The sequence below is a fragment of the Promicromonospora iranensis genome, from assembly GCF_028994775.1.
Taxonomy (GTDB): domain Bacteria; phylum Actinomycetota; class Actinomycetes; order Actinomycetales; family Cellulomonadaceae; genus Promicromonospora; species Promicromonospora iranensis_A.
Window position 1 is genome coordinate 409646 of sequence record NZ_JAJQMN010000001.1, and the last position, 18406, is coordinate 428051.

Consider the following 18406-nt stretch of genomic DNA (forward strand, 5'->3'; position numbering starts at 1 on the left):
CCGCACGGGTACCACCGCGGTGCGCACCCACGTCGACGTCGACCTGGGCGTCGGCCTGCGCGGCATCGAGGTCGTGCGTGAGGCGGTCGCGGAACGTGGCGCACGGCTTCGCCGTCGGCCAGCTGCCTGCCGCACGCCAGGCCGAGCTGATCGCGGCGATGGGCGAGGCGGGGATCACCATGACCACCGTCGCGCCGATCGGTGCGGCGCCCCTGCCGCTGCACGCGCTGCGCGACGCCGGGGTCGCCGTCGGCCTCGGCACGGACGGCATCCGGGACCTGTGGTCCCCCTACGGCACCGGCGACCTGCTCACGCTGACCACGCAGCTCTCGCGTCTGTCCGGCTTCCGCTACGACGAGGACCTCGTCACCGCGGCGCGGATCGCCACGGCCGACGCCGGCCGCTTCGTGGGGCGCGCCGTGCACGACCTCGTGGTGGGCGCACCGGCCGACGTCGTGCTGGTAGACGCCGAGAACGTGCCGGACGCCGTCGTCCGCGCCCCGCGCCGGGCGCTCGTGGTGGCGGGCGGGCGGGTCGTCGCCCGCGACGGCGAGGTGCTGGTCTGACGGGGTTGCTACCGACGGGGTTGCTGCGGACCGGGTTGCCACGGACCGGGTTGCCACGGACCGGGTTGCCACGGACCTGTTGCTGCCGGCCTGGTTGCTGCCCGAGGGCTCATGACTTCGGTCGGTTGCCCCAGGATCTAGATGACTTCGGTCGGTTGCCATGAGATCGGTCGGTTGACTGACCGATCTCATGGCAACCGACCGAAGTCATTCTCGCGGCGATGCAAGGGACCGAACTCGTTGGGCCCGCCCGGGCCCAGCACCAGCACCCGCGCCCACCACCCAGCACCCGCGCCCGCCACCCGGCACCCGCCACCCGCCACCCGCCACGCCACCCGCCACATTGATCAAACCAATTTCACCTGGAACACCGGCCCACCTTGACCCTTGCCCCTGTCATCCGTAGATTGCTCGCAGTTCATCGGATGTTTGCGAGGGAGCGGCATGGCCACGATCACAGGCGTCCGGGTCGAGGACGTACGGTTTCCGACGTCGGTCACCGCCGACGGCTCCGACGCGATGAACAAGGACGCCGACTACTCGGCGGCCTACGTCGTGCTCGAGACGGACGCGCCCGACCCGGACGATCCCGGCGGCGCGACGCTCGGCGGGTACGGGCTGACGTTCACCATCGGCCGGGGCAACGACATCGTCGCCGAGGCCGCGCGCCAGCAGGCGGTGGGCTTGATCGGCCGGGACGTGGACGAGCTGGCCGCCGACATGGGCGCCGTCTACCGCGACCTGACGTCCGACAGCCAGCTGCGCTGGCTCGGCCCCGAGAAGGGCGTGGTGCACCTGTCGCTGGCCGCCGTGCTCAATGCCGCGTGGGACCTGGTCGCCCGCCGGGCGGGCAAGCCGCTCTGGCGCGTGCTGGTCGACATGACGCCCGAGGAGCTGGTCGACGTCGCCGACCTGCGCTACCTCTCCGACGCCCTGACGCGCGACGAGGCGCTGGACCTCCTCCGCGCTCGCGCCGACACCAAGCAGGACCGCATCGCCGCCCTGGAACGGACCGGCTACCCGGTGTACACGACGTCGGCCGGATGGCTCGGCTACAGCGACGACAAGCTCCGGCGCCTGTGCCAGGAGGCCGTCGACGCCGGGTATCAGCACGTGAAGCTCAAGGTCGGCGCGGACCTCGCCGAGGACATCCGCCGCCTGACCATCGCGCGCGAGGTGCTGGGCCCCGACCGCGCGCTGATGATCGACGCCAACCAGGTCTGGGACGTGCCGCAGGCGATCGAGTGGATGGGCGTGCTGGCCCGGTTCGACCCGCTGTGGATCGAGGAGCCGACGTCGCCCGACGACATCCTCGGGCACGCCGCGGTGCGCCGCGCCGTCGCGCCGGTGGGGGTGGCGACGGGCGAGCACTGCCACAACCGCGTCATGTTCAAGCAGCTCTTCCAGGCGGGCGCCATCGACTACTGCCAGCTCGACACCGGGCGGCTCGCGAGCATCAACGAGATAGTCGCCGTCCTCCTGCTCGCGGCGAAGTTCGGCGTCCCGGTGTGCCCGCACGCGGGCGGCGTCGGCCTGTGCGAGATGGTGCAGCACGTCTCCGTGCTCGACTACGTGGCGATCGGCGCCGACCTCGACGGCCGCGTGACCGAGTACGTGGACCATCTGCACGAGCACTTCACCGACCCGTGCCTCGTCGCCGACCGCGGCGCGGGCACCGCCTACGTGCTGCCCGCCCTGCCCGGCTACTCCACGCGCATGTACGAAAGTTCCCTGGACCGGTTCAGGTTCCCGCACGGGACGTACTGGGTGCGCGATACTTCCGACCATGTCCCGCACTGACGAGGTCGTCGACGGCATCCGGAGGATGATCCTCGACGGACGGCTGCGCCCCGGCGACCGGCTGCCCGTCGAGAAGGACCTGGCCGACACGCTCAAGGTCTCCCGCGGCTCGCTGAGGGAGGGCGTCCGCGCCCTGTCCATGCTCGGCGTCGTGCACACCCGCCAGGGTGACGGCACGTACGTCACCAGCCTGGACCCGGCGCGCCTGCTCTCCCCCATGGCCATGGTCCTGGACCTCCAGGACGACGACGCCATGCCCGCCTTCCACAGCGTGCGCCGCCTGCTGGAGACGGAGGCCGCCGGCCTGGCGGCGACCCGGATGTCCGATGCGGCGGTCGCCGAGGCGCGGGCCATCCTGGACGAGGTCGTCACCGTGCTGCACGGCTCCCCCGTGGACCACGACAAGTTCATCGAGATCGACATCGCGTTCCACCGGGTCATCGCCGCGCACACGGGCAACCCCGTGCTGGAGGCGCTCATCGAGTCGTTCGCCGGCCGCACCGTCCGGGCGCGCCTGTGGCGGGGCCTGCACACCGAGGGCATCGAGGAACGCACGCACGACGAGCACGAGGCCATCTGGCGCGCGCTCGCCGCGCGGGACCCCGAGGCGGCCCGCATCCGGATGGCGAGCCACCTCCTGGGCGTCGAGGACTCGCTCCCGAGACCGGAGACCCTGGAGTAAAGCTCCGTTGAGTGCTGGCTATTTGCGCTCCTGCATGCGCTGGGAGCGCAGATAGCCAGCACTCAACGACTACTCGTCGGGGACGGCGGCCTCCGCGAGCAGGCCGGCGTCGGCCAGGGCCTGCCACAGGGCCGCCGGCACGCGGGCCGCGGCGCGCTCCCCGGCCTGTCGCGCCTGCTCCGGCGTCCCGAGCCCGACGACGGTGCTCGCGACCGCGGGGTGGGTGCGCACGTACGCGAGCGCCGCCTGCGGGAGCGTGACGCCGTGGTCCTCGCAGACGGCGGCGATCCGCCGGGCGCGTTCGAGCAGCCCCGCGGCCGCCGGCGCGTAGTCGTACGTCGCGTCCGGCGGCGGGGCGTCGTACGCCAGGATGCCCGAGTTGTAGGCGGCAGCGGCCACCACCGCCACCCCCCGCTCGGCCGCCGCGGGCAGCAGGTCGGCCAGCGCGGGCTGCTCCAGGAGGGTGAACCGCCCGGCACACATGACGACGTCGACGTCGGTCTCCCGGACGAACCGGGTGAGCATCGCCGACTGGTTCATCCCGGCGCCGACCGCGCCGACGACCCCCTGGTCCCGCAGCTCGACGAGCGCGGGGAGCGCCTCGTGCGCCGCCTGCTCCCAGTGGTCGTCCGGGTCGTGCAGGTAAACCACGTCCACCCGGTCCAGGCCGGTGCGCTCCAGGCTCGCCTCGAGCGACCGCAGGACGCCGTCGCGGGAGAAGTCCCAGACCCGGCGGGCGATGGCGGGCACCTCGAACACGTCGGGGTCGCTACGGTGCGCCGTCTCCGGTGACGGGACGAGCAGCCGCCCCACCTTGGTGGACACCACCACCTCGTCCCGCGGGCGGGTGCGCAGGAACGCGCCCAGCCGGCGCTCGGACAGGCCGAGGCCGTAGTGCGGCGCGGTGTCGAAGTACCGGATCCCGGCCGCCCAGGCGGCCTCGAACGTCGCGTGCGCCTCCTCGTCGGTGGTCGCCCGGTACAGGTTGCCCGCGGGCGCGGCGCCGAGGCCGAGCGTGGTGAGCCGAACCCTGGTGGCGCGCACCGCCGTCGTCCGCATCGTGTGACGTTCCCTTCCCGGTGCCTGTCCCGTTTTTTGTCCTGTTCCCGTTCCCGCGCCCGTTCCCGCGCCCGTTCCCACGCCCGCGCCCTAGCCCTGACCGGGGGCGCGGGTGCGCAGCGCGTGCGAGCCGCCGTCCACGGCGAGCATCGCACCGGTGGTGGCGGCGGCCAGCGGGCTCGCCAGGTAGCAGACGGCGTGCGCGATCTCGTCGGCGCTGACGAGCCGGCCGGAGGGCTGGCGTGCCTCCAGCGCCGCCCGCTCGGCGGCGGGATCGTCGGCGGCGTCGAGCAGGCGGCTCACCCACGGGGTGTCGGCGGTCCCCGGGTTGACGCAGTTGACGCGGATGCCCTCGCGCACGTGGTCGGCGGCCATGGCGAGGGTGAGCGCCTGGACCGCGCCCTTGGACGCCGAGTACAGGGCACGGTTCGGCAGCCCGGTCCATGCGGCGATCGAGCACGTGTTCACGACGGCGGCGTGCGGCGACTCGCGCAGGTACGGCAGCGCGGCGCGGGTCACCCGGACGATCCCGAGCACGTTGACGTCCAGCACCCGCAGCCACTCCGCGTCGTCGTTGTCGGCGACGGTGCCCTGGGCTCCGATCCCCGCGTTGTTGGCGACGACGTCGATGCCGCCCATCGCCTCCGCGGCGGCCGTCACGGCGGCGCGCACCGCCCCGTCGTCGGTCACGTCGGCCACCTGGGCCCCGGCGCCCGCGGGAACACCGTCCGCCACCCGGTCGATGGACGTCACCTGCGCGCCGCGCGCGAGCATGGCGCGCACGATCGCCGCACCGATGCCCGACGCGCCGCCCGTGACGACGGCCCGCACCCCGGCGAGCTCGCCCGCGGACCCTGCCATCGTGGTTCCTGCTGTGCTTCCTGCTGTGCTTCCTGCTCTGGCCTCGGACGTGCTCTCCGATGTCATGCGTGACTCTCCTCCAGTTGGTAGACCCGTCGCGCGGTCCCGGCCCACACGGCCGCGGACTCGTCCTCGCTCAGCCCGGCGAGCAGGTCGCCGAGCGTCGCCATCCACCCGCCGTAGTCGCTCGCGAGCAGGCACACGGGCCAGTCGGAACCGAACATGAGCCGGTCCGGGCCGAACACCTCGAGCGCCCGGTCGACGGCGGGCCGCAGGTCGTCGGGCCGCCACGCGTCCCAGCGCGCCTCGGTGACCAGGCCCGACAGCTTGGCGGTCACGTTCGGGCGGGCAGCCAGGTCGGTGAGGTCCCGCTCCCAGGCGGCCAGACGGGCGGCGTTGCCCGCACCCCCGCCGGGGTCGAGGCGTGGCTTGCCCAGGTGGTCGAGGACGAAGGAGACCTCGGGGAGCGCCGCGGCGAGCCGCGCGCACGCCGGCAGCTGTTCGGCACGCACCACCAGGTCGAACACGAGGTCGGGCACCTGGCCGGACACGAGGCCGCCGGTGCTCGGTGCGCCGGCCGAGCACGCGGCGGCGATCCCGCGGCGCACGTCCGCACGGTCCAGGTAGGCAGGGTCGGACTCGGCCTGCACCTGCGTGCGGATGCCGACCAGGGCTCCGCCTCCGGGACCCGACCGCAGCGCGCCGACGCGGTCGGCCACCCCGGGGTCCAGAAGGTCCGCCCAGGCGACGACGCCGCCGATCCGGGCCGCGCGTCCGGCGCCGGACGCCGTGATCGCCAGGAGCTCACGGCCCTCCGACCACAGGTTCGCGGACTGGACGACGACCGTCGTGCTCACCCCGTGGGCCGCGGCGGGCAGGTCGGCAGGCGTGAAGTCGGCGTTGATGGCCGCCATCACGACCGGGTCGATCCAGCCCTGGGGCGTACGCGAGCGCACCCACAGGTGATGGTGCGCGTCCACGACGTCGTGCGGCACGTTGCCCCTCTCTGGCGTCGTCGTCCAGAAACATCAGATGTATAACACGACGACTGCCAGCAGCAACACCCCGGAGCGGCCTGCTTCCCCTGCTCGCACCTACTCCTGCGGCTCGTCCTTCGCCTTGACCTTGCCGGCCGTGAGCGAGCCCGCATGGGCTTTCTCGTCCGGCAGGCCACGCGTCCTGATGAGGCTCGCGACGGTCGCCACGGCCAGCACACCGAGGACGACGCCGAGGCTCAGCGAGGTCGAGATCTCGGGGATCGACTCGTCGATGTCGACGTGCGCCCAGTGCAGGATCAGCTTGACGCCGATGAACGCCAGGATGACCGCCAGGCCGGCCGAGAGGTACACGAGCCGGTCGAGCAGACCCTTGACGAGGAAGAACAGTGCGCGCAGGCCCAGCAGCGCGAACGCGTTGGCGGTGAAGACGATGTATGCCTCCTCCGTGACGCCGAACACGGCGGGGATCGAGTCGAGGGCGAACAGCAGGTCGACGCTGCCGATGGCGATGAGCACGATGAACAGCGGGGTGACGACCCGGCGGCCGTCCTCCTTCGCGAAGAGCCTGCCGCCGATGTAGCCCTCGCTGACGGGCAGGAACCGGCGCGCGCCGCGCACCATCAGGTTGCTCTCGATGTCCGGGTCCTCGTTCCGGTGCCGGAACAGCTGCACCGCCGTGTAGAGCAGCAGCAGCCCGAACAGCAGGAAGGTGAACGAGAACAGGCTGATGAGGGACGCGCCCAGCGCGATGAAGATGGCGCGCATGATCAGCGCGAGCACGATGCCGAAGACGAGGACCTTGTGCTGGTGCTTGTCCGGGACCGCGAAGGTGTTCATGATGATCACGAACACGAACAGGTTGTCGACCGACAGGCTCTTCTCGATGATGTAGCCCGCGAAGTACTCGGTCCCCGCCGCGTTCCCGAACTGCAGCCCGAACCAGATGCCGAACCCGATGGCCACCGCGATGTAAAAGACTGACCAGGCGGTAGCCTCCTTGAACCCGACGTGGTGCGGGCGCGCCGCCGCCAGCGCCAGGTCCACTGCCAGCAGCAGGATGATGAAGCCGATGGTCACGCCCCACGTGAGCAGGCTGATGTCGAGCAAGAGAATCCTCCGTCGGATCGCTGGCACCGGAGCTCCGGGCTGATGCTGCAGGACTGCCATTATTGAATATCTTTTGTTTCGAGGAGATCTCATGAGCAATGCCGAGAGCCCTGTCGACGTCAAGCCTGTCGACGTCAAGCCTCGCTCCCGCACGGTGACCGACGGCCTGGAGGCGACCGCGTCCCGCGGGATGCTCCGGGCCGTCGGGCTGGGTGACGAGGACTTCGCCAAGCCCCAGATCGGCGTCGCGAGCTCCTGGAACGAGATCACCCCGTGCAACCTCTCGCTCGACCGGCTGGCGCAGGCCACCAAGGAGGGCGTGCACGCGGCGGGCGGCTACCCGCTGGAGTTCGGCACCATCTCGGTCTCCGACGGCATCTCCATGGGCCACGAGGGCATGCACTTCTCGCTCGTCTCCCGCGACGTCATCGCCGACTCCGTGGAGACCGTCATGCAGGCCGAGCGCCTGGACGGGTCGGTGCTGCTGGCCGGCTGCGACAAGTCGCTGCCCGGCATGCTGATGGCGGCCGCGCGCCTGGACCTCTCCAGCGTGTTCCTCTACGCCGGCTCGATCATGCCGGGCTGGGTCAAGCTCGAGGACGGCACCGAGAAGCAGGTCACGATCATCGACGCATTCGAGGCCGTCGGGGCGTGCGCACGCGGGCTCATGAGCCAGGGCGACGTCGACCGGATCGAGCGGGCGATCTGCCCGGGTGAGGGCGCGTGCGGCGGCATGTACACCGCCAACACGATGGCGTCGGCGGCCGAGGCGCTCGGCATGTCGCTGCCCGGCTCGGCGGCGCCGCCGTCGGCCGACCGCCGGCGGGACACGTGGGCGCACCGCTCGGGCGAGGCGGTGGTGAACCTGCTGCGTCGCGGCATCACCGCGCGCGACATCATGACCAAGGAGGCGTTCGAGAACGCGATCGCCGTGGTCATGGCGTTCGGGGGGTCCACGAACGCGGTGCTGCACCTGCTCGCCATCGCCTACGAGGCGGAGGTCGAGCTGACCCTCGACGACTTCTCCCGCGTCGCCGACCGCGTGCCGCACCTGGGCGACCTCAAGCCGTTCGGGCAGTACGTGATGAACGACGTCGACCGGATCGGCGGCGTGCCGGTCGTGATGAAGGCGCTGCTGGACGCCGGGCTGCTGCACGGGGACGTCATGACGGTCACCGGCCGCACCATGGCGGAGAACCTCGCCGAGATCGCCCCGCCGGACCCGGACGGCAAGATCCTGCGCGCCATGGACAACCCGATCCACAAGACCGGTGGCATCACCATCCTGAACGGGTCGCTCGCCCCGGAGGGCGCCGTCGTGAAGTCGGCGGGCTTCGACTCCGACGTGTTCGAGGGCACCGCCCGCGTCTTCGAGCGCGAGCGCAGCGCGCTCGACGCCCTGGAGGACGGGACGATCCAGGCGGGCGACGTCGTCGTCATCCGCTACGAGGGCCCGAAGGGCGGGCCGGGGATGCGCGAGATGCTCGCCATCACCGGCGCCATCAAGGGCGCGGGCCTCGGCAAGGACGTGCTCCTCATCACCGACGGCCGGTTCTCCGGCGGGACCACCGGCCTGTGCGTCGGGCACATCGCGCCCGAGGCCGTCGACGCCGGACCCATCGCGTTCGTGCGCGACGGCGACCGCATCCGCCTGGACGTGGCGTCCAAGACGCTGGACCTCCTCGTGGACCCCGCCGAGCTCGCGGCGCGCGAGGCCGCCGGCTGGGTGCCGCTCCCCCACAAGTACACGCGGGGTGTGCTCGCCAAGTACTCGAAGCTGGTCCAGTCGGCGTCGAAGGGCGCCGTGCTCGCGTAGGGCGCGTCGCACCGGGGCGGGCCGCACCGGGCGGCGTCACCCGAACAGGGTGACCCGTCCGGGCGCGCGGCTGCCGACGATGAGGTGACGACGAGGCGGGGGCCCCTGGGGCCCAGCCCGGGCCGTCCACCACCCAGCGGCCCCACCCGCTCAGCGGCCCGCCACCCAGCCGCCCCGACCAGAAGGAGCTTGACCATGAGACGAGCGATCGCAGGGGTCACACGCGTCGGCTCCACCGCTCTCGTCGAGACCACCTGATCACGTCGGAGGCGGGTACACCGCGATGACGGCCGACGGTTCGAAGGGCGACGGGCGGAACAACGGCCTGGGGGCGCTGTTCGGCGCGCAGATGCGGGAGACGGCGCGGCGTGCCGGACGACGGCTGAAGCGGGAGACCGCTGACGTCCTGCCCCGCAGGCGTCACCTCCGGCAGGACATCGTCGCCGGCCTGCCGGGCGCGATCTCGAGCGTGCCGGACGGCATGGCCGCCAGCGTCCTGGCCGGTGTCAACCCTGCGCACGGGCTCTACGCGTCGTTCGTCGGACCGGTGGCCGGCGGCTTCATGAGCTCGACGCGGCTCATGGTGGTCACGACCACGAGCGCGGCGGCCCTGGCCGCGGGCTCCGCGCTCGCGACGTACGAGGAGGCCGAGCGGTCCGACGCCATGGTGCTCCTGACGCTGCTGGCCGGCGGGCTGATGATCGTCGCGGCGCTCCTGCGGCTGAGCAGGTACATCCGGTTCGTCTCCTACTCGGTCATGCTCGGCTTCCTCACCGGTATCGCGGCCAACATGGTGCTCGGCCAGCTGCCCGACCTCCTCGGCGTGGACGCGGAGGGATCGCTGTCGGTCACCAAGGCCTGGTACGTCGTCAGCCACCTGGGCGCGATCGACGCCGCGTCCGCGATCTGCGGTGGTGCCGCGCTGGCGACCCTCGTGCTCCTCGCCCTGACGCGCTGGTCGATCGTGAGCTCCCTGGTGGCCCTGCTGATCCCGACCGTCGGTGTGGTGGTCCTGGGGGCCTCGTCCGTCGCCACCGTCGACGACACCGGCACCGTGCCCCGCGGCCTGCCGGGGCTCGCGCTCCCGGACCTGAGCCTGTTCAGCACCGAGCTGGTCGGCGGTGCGGCGGCGGTGGCCGCGCTCGTGCTGATCCAGGGCGCCGGGGTGGCCGAGGCCGTCCCGAACCCCGATGGTTCCCGCTCGTCGACCAGCCGCGACTTCACGGCGCAGGGCGTCGCCAACGTCGCCGCCGGGCTGTTCGGCGGTCAGCCGGTGGGCGGTTCGGTCGGCCAGACCGCCCTGAACCTGACCGCCGGTGCGGCGAGCCGGTGGGCGGCCATCTGGTCCGGCCTGTGGATGGGCGTCATCCTCCTCGCGTTCTCCGGAGTGGTCGGCATGGTCGCGATGCCCACGCTCGCGGCGGTGCTCATCTATGCGGGTATCGGCGCCATCAAGCCCCAGGAGCTGGTGGCCGTCGCCCGGGCGGGCCGGATCTCCGCGCTGGCGATGGGGTCCACGTTCGCGGCGGTCCTCGTGCTCCCGGTGGCGCAGGCGGTCGGGGTGGGCGTCATCGCCTCCCTGATCATGCAGCTGAACCAGGAGGCTCTCGACCTGCGCGTGGTACGCCTGAAGCCCGACGCCTCGGGCGGGTTCGTCGAGACCCGCGCGCCGCGGACCGTCTCGGCGGGCCAGACCGTCGTCCTGGACGCGTACGGTTCGCTGTTCTACGCGGGTACTCGCACGCTGCAGCGCCACCTGCCGGCGCCGGTCGCCCCTGAGACCGACGCCGGGTCCGCCGGGCCGGTGGTGGTCCTGCGCCTGCGCGGGCGCACCACGCTCGGTGCCACGTTCCTCAAGGTCGTCGGCGACTACGCCCGCGTCCTCGACGAGGCGCACGGCGCGCTCTACCTCACCGGGGTCGATCCGGTGCTCGCCGCCGACTGGGAACGCGACGGGACGGTCCGCCGCCTCGCGGGCGTCCGCGTCGTGCCCGCTACGCCGATGCTCGGCGAGTCCACGCGTGCCGCTCTCGCGGCGACCGCGGGCCGCGACCCGCACGGAACGGTCCACCACGTGCATCCCGCCGACGACGTCCCACCGCTCGGTCCCCCGCCCGGTCCCCTCGCCTGATCCCCCCGGAGGTTCGTGATGTCCGCCCTCGCCATCATCGTCGTCGGCCTGGTCCTGTGTCTGGCAGGCTCGTTCTCGATCCGCCTCGCCGTGCTGGCCGCGGGCTTCGGCGTCGCATGGACGCTCGCGGTGGTGTTCGACGCCGACACGGGCACCACGCTGCTGATCAGCCTCGGCGGCGCCGTCCTGGCCTTCGCCCTGACCCTGCTGGCCTCCCGGTTCCTCTTCTTCATCGCCGGCCTGTGCGTCGGGGCGGTGATCGGCGCCAAGCTGTTCGTGCTCGTGCGGGGCGGCGGTGCCGACCTCCTCCTCCTGTTCGTCGTGGTCCCTGCGGCAGCTCTGGCGTCCGCCCTGCTGGCCCGCCGGTTCGAGCGTGCCTTCCTGCTCTGGGGCACGGCGTTCGGTGGAGCGGCGCTCGTGCTCTCCGGTGTGGGCCGGCTCTGGGCCGAGGTCGCCGGTGACCTGTGGCGCCCGGCGTCGACAGCCGGCGTCGTGCTCGTCATCCTGCTCTGGGTGGTGCTCGCCGCCGCCGGCTACAGCGTGCAGCGTCGCGAGCCGCGGAAGTAGAGCCCTCCGGGTCGGTCAGCGAGCAGGTCAGCCGGGCAGGTCAGCCGGGCAGGTCAGCCGAGCAGGTCAGCCGAGCAGGTCAACCTCCCAGTCGGACCAGGCCGCGCACGGTGAACATCGTGCCGAACACGAGGAGCACCGCGGCCCCGACCGCCCGGTCGTGCCGCACGAGCCAGGACCGCATGGCGTGCAGCCGGTGCCGTCCGGGGAGACCGGTGACCGCGTAGAACACCGTCGGCAGCACGTAGTCCAGGACGCTGGCGAGCACGAGCACCAGGACCCCGACCGCCTGCGCCCCCACGGGGACATCCGCGGCGACCACCGACCCCACGCCGGAGAAGAAGATGGCCACGTTGGGGTTGACGAGGGCGAGCACCACCGCGACACCGACGAGGGTGGCGGGCTCCGGGGAGGCCAGCTTGCGCGCCCACGGCGGCAGCTGCTCGCTCGCCCCCGCGGGGCGCGGCGGCGGTCGCCGGACGATCGCGATGATGCCACCGACCAGGAACAGCAGGCCGACGACGAGCCCTATCCAGTCCCGGACCGTCGTGGCTTCCCCGGCCTCGTGGGCATCCACCGACCGTCCCGCCGCTATCGCGACGGCGCCGAGGACCGAGTAGAGCGCCAGCACCGTGCCGCCGAAGATCGCGACGTTGCGGTACGGGCGGTGCGACCCCAGCAGCAGGAGGCACGCCACGATCGCCGCGGGTGTCGCGGCGAGCCCGAGGATCTCGGGCACCAGCTGGGCCAGCAGCTCCGCCATAGGCGGACTCTGGCCCACCGCGGCGCCGTCCGCGTCACCCCTTCCGGGTGACCTGCGCCCCGGGGCCCCGCGCCTACGGTCGGCGCTGACCGGCCGTACCCCTCGGAGAGGAAACCTCGTGGCCAGCTTCCTCGCCCCGTCCTTCTCGGGGTACCAGCGCGCGTCGATCCGTCCGGACATCGTCGCCGGCCTCGCAGTCTGGGCGGTCCTCGTCCCCGAGTCGCTCGCCTACGCCACCATCGCCGGGGTCCCGCCCGTCGTCGGCCTCTACGCGGCGGTCCCCGCCCTCGCTCTCTACGCGATCGCCGGCACGTCCCGCCAGCTCGTCGTGTCGCCCATGTCGGCGACGGCCGCGCTCTCGGCAGGCATCGTCGCGAGCGTCGCGGGGTCCGACGGCGACCCGGTCGCCCTGACCACCGCGCTCGCCCTCGCGACCGGGATCGTCGCGATCATCGCTGGGCTGCTCCGCCTGGGCTTCCTCGCCGCCTTCATCTCCGAGCCGGTGCTCAAGGGCTTCATCATCGGCCTCGCGCTGACGATCATGATCGGCCAGGTGCCCGACCTGATCGGTGTCGAGGGCGGCCACGGCAGCTTCTTCGAGAAGATGTGGGCCCTGCTGGGCCAGCTCGGCGACGTCGACCCGCTCACCCTCGTCGTCGGCCTGGCGAGCCTGGCGGCACTGGTCGTCGTGCGCCGCACCATGCCGTTCCTGCCGGGTTCGCTCGTCGTGGTGCTCCTGGCGATCGGCGCCGCCCTCCTGTTCGGCCTGGGTGACCGCGGGCTCGCCGTCGTCGGCCACATCGACGCCGGCCTGCCGCGGGTCGGGCTGCCCGACGTGACGGGCCCGGAGTTCACGGAACTCCTCGGCGGCGCGGTGGGCCTCATGCTCGTCGGCTTCGCCGAGGGGCTCGGCGCCGCCAAGACCTATGCGGCGACCCGCGGCTACGACGTCGACCCGAACCGGGAGCTCGTCGGCCTCGGGATCTCGAACCTCGGGTCCGGGGTCCTCTCCGGGATGGTCGTGAACGGCAGCCTGTCGAAGACCGCGGTGAACGCGAGTGCCGGCGCCCGCTCCCAGGTCTCGGCGCTGACCGCCGCGGCCCTGACGATCCTCACCCTGCTCTTCCTGACCGGGATCTTCGAGCAGCTGCCGCTGGCGACGCTGGCCGCGGTGGTCGTGGTCGCCGTCGTCGAGCTGGTCGACGTGCGGTCGCTGCGCCGCCTGTGGCGGGTCCGGACGGGCCGGCTGGTGCACGTCTACCAGGTCACCGCCCGGGCCGACTTCATGGCCGCGGGTGCCGCCCTGCTGGGCGTGCTGATCTTCGACACCCTGCCCGGCCTCGTCATCGGCATCGCCGTCTCGCTGATCCTGCTGCTGGCCCGCACCTCCCGCCCGCGTATCACCGTCCTGGCGCCGGTCGGCGAGGACCGGGGCCGCCCCTGGGTGGACGCGGAACGCAACCCCGACTACCCGACCGTGCCCGGTGTGCTCGCGGTCCGCGTCGAGGGTCCGCTGATCTTCTCGAACGCCGAGTACGTGCGTGCCCGCGTCCGGGAGCTCGCCGTCCAGGTCCCCGACCTGCGGCTCGTGGTCCTGGACGGCCGCGCGACGCCGTCGGTCGACGTGACCGCCGCCGCGATGCTGGTCCAGCTGCGTGGTGACCTCCGACGCGACGGCGGCGACCTGGCGCTCGCCGAGGGTATCGGGCAGGTTCGGGACGTCCTGGCCCGGGTCGGTGCGGAGGGCGAGCCTCCGCTGTTCACCACGCTCGACGACGCCGTCGGGGCGGGTCAGGACAGCGACGAGAACGCCTGAGCAGGTTCACCGGGAACGGGTGAGGCGCAGGGCGCGCCCGCGGGCTGGAGTAGCAGGGTCAGGCCACTCGAACGTGAACCCCAAAACGTGAACCCCAACACGTGAACCCCAAGGAGCCACTCATGTCGCAGGCAACACTGACCGTCTGGAAGTTCAAGAGCGCGGACGGCGCGGAGACCGCGTCGCAGACCATCCAGCAGCTCTCGAGGGAGAACCTGGTCACCATCCATGACGCGGCGACGGTGCGGTGGGAGGAGGGTGCCAAGAAACCCAAGACCCGCCAGCTCACCTCGACCACCGGCGCGGGAGCCCTCGGTGGCTCGTTCTGGGGGATGCTCTTCGGCCTGCTCTTCTTCGTCCCGCTGCTGGGGGCCGCCATCGGCGCGGCGACCGGTGCGCTCAGCGGTGCCCTCACCGACGTCGGGATCGACGACGGCTTCATCAACCGGGTCAGGGACGAGATCACGCCGGGCACCTCTGCGCTGTTCATCATGTCGTCGGACGCGGTGGTGGACAAGATCCACGACGCCTTCGCCGGCCAGGAGCCGCCCGAGCTGATCTTCACGAACCTCAACGCCGAGCAGGAGGCCGCGCTGCGCGAGGTCTTCGGCGAGGACTGACTCACTCTCGAAGGAGCCACCATGACCGGCGCACACTCGTCCGGGACCGACCCATACGCCGGCACGGCCCCCGTCACCGCCTACGGCTCATCGCCGTCCGTGGCACTCACGACCTCGGGTTTCGCGGGGACCATGCTGGTCATGGTGGCGCTGTTCCAGGTCCTCCTGGGCATCGCGGCGATCGCGAAGGACACGGTGTACCTGGACGGTGTCGAGTACGTCTACCAGCTGGACGTGACCAGCTGGGGATGGATCCACACCGGTGTGGGCGCGGTGGCTCTCGCGACGGGGATAGGCGTCCTTGCTGCCCGACCATGGGCGTATTTGGTCGGAATTGTGCTGGCCACTCTCTCGAGTATCGCGAACTTTGCATTTCTCCCCTATTTCCCCATATGGAGTGGGATAGTCATCGCCTTCAACGTGGTGGTGATCTGGGCGCTTTGCACACTTCTGGCCCAGGACAATCCAATATGAGATGCGAGATAGCGGGTTAATTGTGCCGACGGCCGCGGCATCATGCGGCCCTCAGCAGCAATGCCGACGAGCGCAAGACCGGTTCTTGATGCAAAGTTGTTGACGACCACGTAATGCACGGTAATCAGCAATGTGAGACTTTTCCGGTCCTGCATCGGCGACCAGGGGGCGGTCGCCACTTCACCCATTCGAGTGGAGGACGCCGCGGTATGCATCCCAGATCGATACCAGTCGCACAGCGCGGGACGACCCTCGCGCCGAGAGCTCCCCGGCTCGCCGTCGCGCCGGACCCGCCCGGCAGCGCACACCCGCTGGCCGCCGACGAACTCGCGCCGCGCCTGCCGCGCGTCTACGTACCGCGCCCCCGCCTGTGGCAACGGCTGGACGAGGCGGCCGAGGGTTCCGTCACCCTGGTCGTCGCCCCGGCAGGGGCCGGCAAGACGCTGGGGGTAGCCGGCTGGCTGCGTTTCACGACGTCGGCCAGGGCCGCGGGCGCCGTGTGGGTCCGGGCCGACGACACCTGGACGCCCGAGCAGCTCGGCTCCGTGCTCGACGCCCCGGGGCCGGACGCCGCCCCGGACAAGCTACCCACCCTGGTGGTGGTCGACGACGCCCACCTGCTCCCACCCGCGACCCTGCGCCACATCGACGACCGGCTCAACGCCGCGCCGGAGAGCATGCGGGTCCTCCTGCTGAGCCGCTGGTCCCTGCCGCTGACCCGGCTGGTCCCCGAGCTCCTCGGCAACTTCACGTTCCTGCGCGGAGACCTGCTCCGGCTGAGCGACGCCGAGTGCGCATCGCTCGTCGCGGAGCACGCCAGGACCGACGACCCGGACGTGGTCGCCGCCGTCACCCGGCACGCCGACGGCTGGTGCGCCGCCGCGGTCCTCGCGGCCCGGGGCCTGCGCGGCACGCCGGACCCCGCGGCCGCGGCCCGCCTGCTCGCCGCCGACACCGAGCCCATCGCCAACCGGGTGGCGGGTGAGGTCTTCAGCACGCTCACCCCGCGGCAACGACACCTGCTGCTGTGCATCGCCGGCGAGGACGCGGTGAGCATCGCCACGGCAGCGCACCTGTCGCACGACGTCCACGCGGGCGAGATCCTCACGGAGCTGGAGGACACCGGTCTGCTCGTGCTCCGCGCCGACCACGGCGCACGCACCGGCCACAGGGCCGACGCCGACGGCGAGGCACGCACTGACGGTACGAGATCGCACGGCACGGACGACCTGGAGGCACGCACCACCGAGCTCCCGGCGGTCCCGGCCGGCGACGGTTCCCCCGGTCCCATCGGCTCGCCCCGTCCCGACGGTTTCCGGGTGCACCCGCTCCTGGTGGAGGTGGTCCGGCAGCGGCTCGCCGCAGGAGGCGTCGACGCCGCCCGCGCCCGCGCCACGGTGATCCGCGCCGTCGGCCTCGACGTGGCACGCGGCAACCTGTCCGGGGCGTTCCCCCGGCTCGTCCGGGTCGGCGCTCCTGTCGAGGCCGCCGACATCCTCGCCCGCGACGGCGTGCGCATGGTGCTGAACCAGTGCGGTCCCGACGCGGCGGCCGCGTTCGTCCGGGCGGAGCCCGAGGTCGTCGAGAGCCGGCCCGACATCTGGTTCGCCATCGCGCTCGGCTGCTGGCTGCGGGACGACGTCGAGGGAGCGCGCCACTGGGGCGACCGGATCCTGGACGCCCGGCGCCGCTGGTCGCACGCCTGGCTCCCCGGCGGGACGGACGGTCTCGACGCCACCGTCGCCTGCGTCCGGCTGTGGCGCGTGGCGCTGGGGCTCGAGCCCGGCTACGCCGCCGTCGGCCACGCGAAGCGGGTGCTCGTCGCGTCGCAGACGCGCCCGGCGGTACGCGAGGCGAACGCCGAGGTGCTGCCCGTGCTCGCCCACGAGCTGGGGGTGGCGCAGAACTGGCTGGGCGAGCTCACCGACGCCGAGGCCAGCCTCACGCTCGCGGTCAGCCTCTCGCACAGCCAGGGGCTGGCGCCGCTGGGCGTCTGCGCCCTGAGCTATCTCGCCTTCACCCAGTACATGCGCGGACGGGAGAGCGCGTGCGTCGAGCTGGCCGGCGAGGTCCTCGTCGCGGCCCGCGCCCCCGGCGTCACGAACGTGCGGTTCGTCGCGGCACGGGCCAACCTCGCCCGGCTTCTCGCGCGGCTGCTCGACGTGCCCACGCCCACCGAGCTCACCGTGGACGCCTTTCCCGGTGTCCGGTACCACAGCGGCGACCTGTGCACCCGCTTCTGGTTCCGGATCTGGGACTCCCGGCAGGAGTTGCTCGCCGGCAACGTGGTCGAGGCACAGCGCATCCTCTCCGGCCCCGGCGAGTGCCTGCGGCTGACCGACGAGCAGCTCCCGGAGCACCTGCGGGTCGCGCTGCTCGTCGAGCGTGCGTTCGTCGCCACGCTGGCGAGCGACCGTGACACCCTCAAGTCCCTGCACGCCACCCTCGACCAGCTCGGCGCCGTGGGCGAGTCGGCGCTCGTCCAGGGACTGCGTGCCGACCGGGACGGCGACCGGCGCGGCGCGGTCGCCGCGTTCGAGGCGGCCGCCGCGGACGCCACCTACTCCCAGCCGCCCACACGCGCGCTCGCCCTGGCCTGCGAGGCGCAGCTGCTCGACGCCCTGGGCGACCCGGCCCGCTCGCAGGAGCGCCTGATCGAGGCGATCGCGGTCACCGAGTCCCGCCGGAACGCCACTCCGTTCCGCGGCTGGGCCCGTCAGGGCACGCCCATGGAGACGCTGCTGCAGCGGCTGACCAAACGTCCCGCCACCCGATGGCTGCTCGAGCTCGCCGCCACGACGGCCGGGAAGCCCGACGTCACGGCCGTCTACGCGTCGATGACCGCCACCCCCAGCGAGCTCGATCAGGTGAGCCAGGCCCTCACCCCGCCGGCCCTCAGCCCGCGCGAGCGCGAGGTCCTCAACGAGCTGGCCAGGGGCGCCACCTACGCCGACATCGCCGCCGCCCTGTTCGTCTCGGAGAACACCGTCAAGACGCACGTGTCGAGCCTCTACACCAAGCTCGCCGCCTCCCGCCGCAGCGAGGCCCTGAAGATCGCCCGGAGCTTCCACCTGCTCTGATCCGGGTGGGTCCCGGCCCCTGGCCCTTCACCCGAAGCAGGTGAGCGTGCCAGGGCTCCCCCGGGC

At 72.4% G+C, this 18406-nt stretch carries 15 protein-coding genes; 10 read left to right on the forward strand and 5 right to left on the reverse strand.

The annotated features are described in order from the left end of the window. Window positions 1–77 precede the first annotated feature (77 nt). From LUU90_RS26400 to LUU90_RS01880, 3 genes are all read left to right on the forward strand, one after another. Window positions 78–566: an amidohydrolase family protein gene (locus LUU90_RS26400; RefSeq protein WP_342469241.1), complete on the forward strand. Its 489-nt coding sequence runs from the start codon at window positions 78–80 to the stop codon at window positions 564–566. 444 nt (window positions 567–1010) lie between these two features. Further along, window positions 1011–2366, forward strand: a complete 1356-nt coding sequence (locus LUU90_RS01875; RefSeq protein ID WP_275001536.1) for an enolase C-terminal domain-like protein — start codon at window positions 1011–1013, stop codon at window positions 2364–2366. Further along, window positions 2353–3048, forward strand: a complete 696-nt coding sequence (locus LUU90_RS01880; protein WP_275001538.1) for a FadR/GntR family transcriptional regulator — start codon at window positions 2353–2355, stop codon at window positions 3046–3048. Before LUU90_RS01875 ends, LUU90_RS01880 begins: the two co-directional genes overlap by 14 nt. A gap of 69 nt (window positions 3049–3117) precedes the next feature. On the opposite strand, the gene LUU90_RS01885 is transcribed toward LUU90_RS01880, so the two are convergent. From LUU90_RS01885 to LUU90_RS01900, 4 genes are all read right to left on the reverse strand, one after another. Then, a complete protein-coding gene (locus tag LUU90_RS01885) occupies window positions 3118–4107 on the reverse strand; it encodes an aldo/keto reductase (RefSeq protein ID WP_275001539.1) in 990 nt (329 codons plus the stop codon). A gap of 90 nt (window positions 4108–4197) precedes the next feature. Then, a complete protein-coding gene (locus tag LUU90_RS01890; RefSeq protein ID WP_275001540.1) occupies window positions 4198–4968 on the reverse strand; it encodes an SDR family NAD(P)-dependent oxidoreductase in 771 nt (256 codons plus the stop codon). 62 nt (window positions 4969–5030) lie between these two features. Then, window positions 5031–5963 carry an amidohydrolase family protein gene (locus LUU90_RS01895; protein ID WP_275001541.1) on the reverse strand — a complete coding sequence of 311 codons (933 nt, stop codon included), beginning with the start codon at window positions 5961–5963 and terminating at the stop codon, window positions 5031–5033. 99 nt (window positions 5964–6062) lie between these two features. Continuing rightward, complete coding sequence (locus LUU90_RS01900) at window positions 6063–7073, reverse strand: TerC/Alx family metal homeostasis membrane protein (protein WP_275001542.1); 1011 nt, start codon at window positions 7071–7073, stop codon at window positions 6063–6065. A 91-nt stretch (window positions 7074–7164) separates the two neighbouring features. On the opposite strand from LUU90_RS01900, the gene ilvD reads away from it, so the two are divergent. The 3 genes from ilvD to LUU90_RS01915 all read left to right on the forward strand — a co-directional run bounded on the left by ilvD (window position 7165) and on the right by LUU90_RS01915 (window position 11587). After that, complete coding sequence (ilvD, locus tag LUU90_RS01905; RefSeq protein ID WP_275001543.1) at window positions 7165–8889, forward strand: dihydroxy-acid dehydratase; 1725 nt, start codon at window positions 7165–7167, stop codon at window positions 8887–8889. A 283-nt stretch (window positions 8890–9172) separates the two neighbouring features. Further along, window positions 9173–11020 carry a SulP family inorganic anion transporter gene (locus LUU90_RS01910; RefSeq protein WP_275001544.1) on the forward strand — a complete coding sequence of 616 codons (1848 nt, stop codon included), beginning with the start codon at window positions 9173–9175 and terminating at the stop codon, window positions 11018–11020. A gap of 18 nt (window positions 11021–11038) precedes the next feature. Next, on the forward strand, window positions 11039–11587 hold the full coding sequence (locus LUU90_RS01915; protein ID WP_275001545.1) for a DUF4203 domain-containing protein: 549 nt from the start codon (window positions 11039–11041) through the stop codon (window positions 11585–11587). A gap of 79 nt (window positions 11588–11666) precedes the next feature. Here LUU90_RS01915 and LUU90_RS01920 read toward each other — a convergent pair whose 3' ends face one another. Further along, window positions 11667–12350 (reverse strand): GAP family protein, encoded by a 684-nt coding sequence (locus tag LUU90_RS01920; protein WP_275001546.1) that lies wholly within the window; start codon window positions 12348–12350, stop codon window positions 11667–11669. Window positions 12351–12468: 118 nt separating this feature from the next. Between LUU90_RS01920 and LUU90_RS01925 the strand changes: the two genes are divergently transcribed. From LUU90_RS01925 to LUU90_RS01940, 4 genes are all read left to right on the forward strand, one after another. Next, on the forward strand, window positions 12469–14166 hold the full coding sequence (locus tag LUU90_RS01925) for a SulP family inorganic anion transporter (RefSeq protein ID WP_275001547.1): 1698 nt from the start codon (window positions 12469–12471) through the stop codon (window positions 14164–14166). 122 nt (window positions 14167–14288) lie between these two features. Continuing rightward, complete coding sequence (locus LUU90_RS01930; RefSeq protein ID WP_275001548.1) at window positions 14289–14786, forward strand: DUF1269 domain-containing protein; 498 nt, start codon at window positions 14289–14291, stop codon at window positions 14784–14786. Between the two features lie 21 nt (window positions 14787–14807). Further along, window positions 14808–15260 carry a DUF7144 family membrane protein gene (locus LUU90_RS01935; protein ID WP_275001549.1) on the forward strand — a complete coding sequence of 151 codons (453 nt, stop codon included), beginning with the start codon at window positions 14808–14810 and terminating at the stop codon, window positions 15258–15260. 209 nt (window positions 15261–15469) lie between these two features. Next, window positions 15470–18340, forward strand: a complete 2871-nt coding sequence (locus LUU90_RS01940) for a LuxR C-terminal-related transcriptional regulator (RefSeq protein WP_275001550.1) — start codon at window positions 15470–15472, stop codon at window positions 18338–18340. Window positions 18341–18406: the final 66 nt, after the last annotated feature.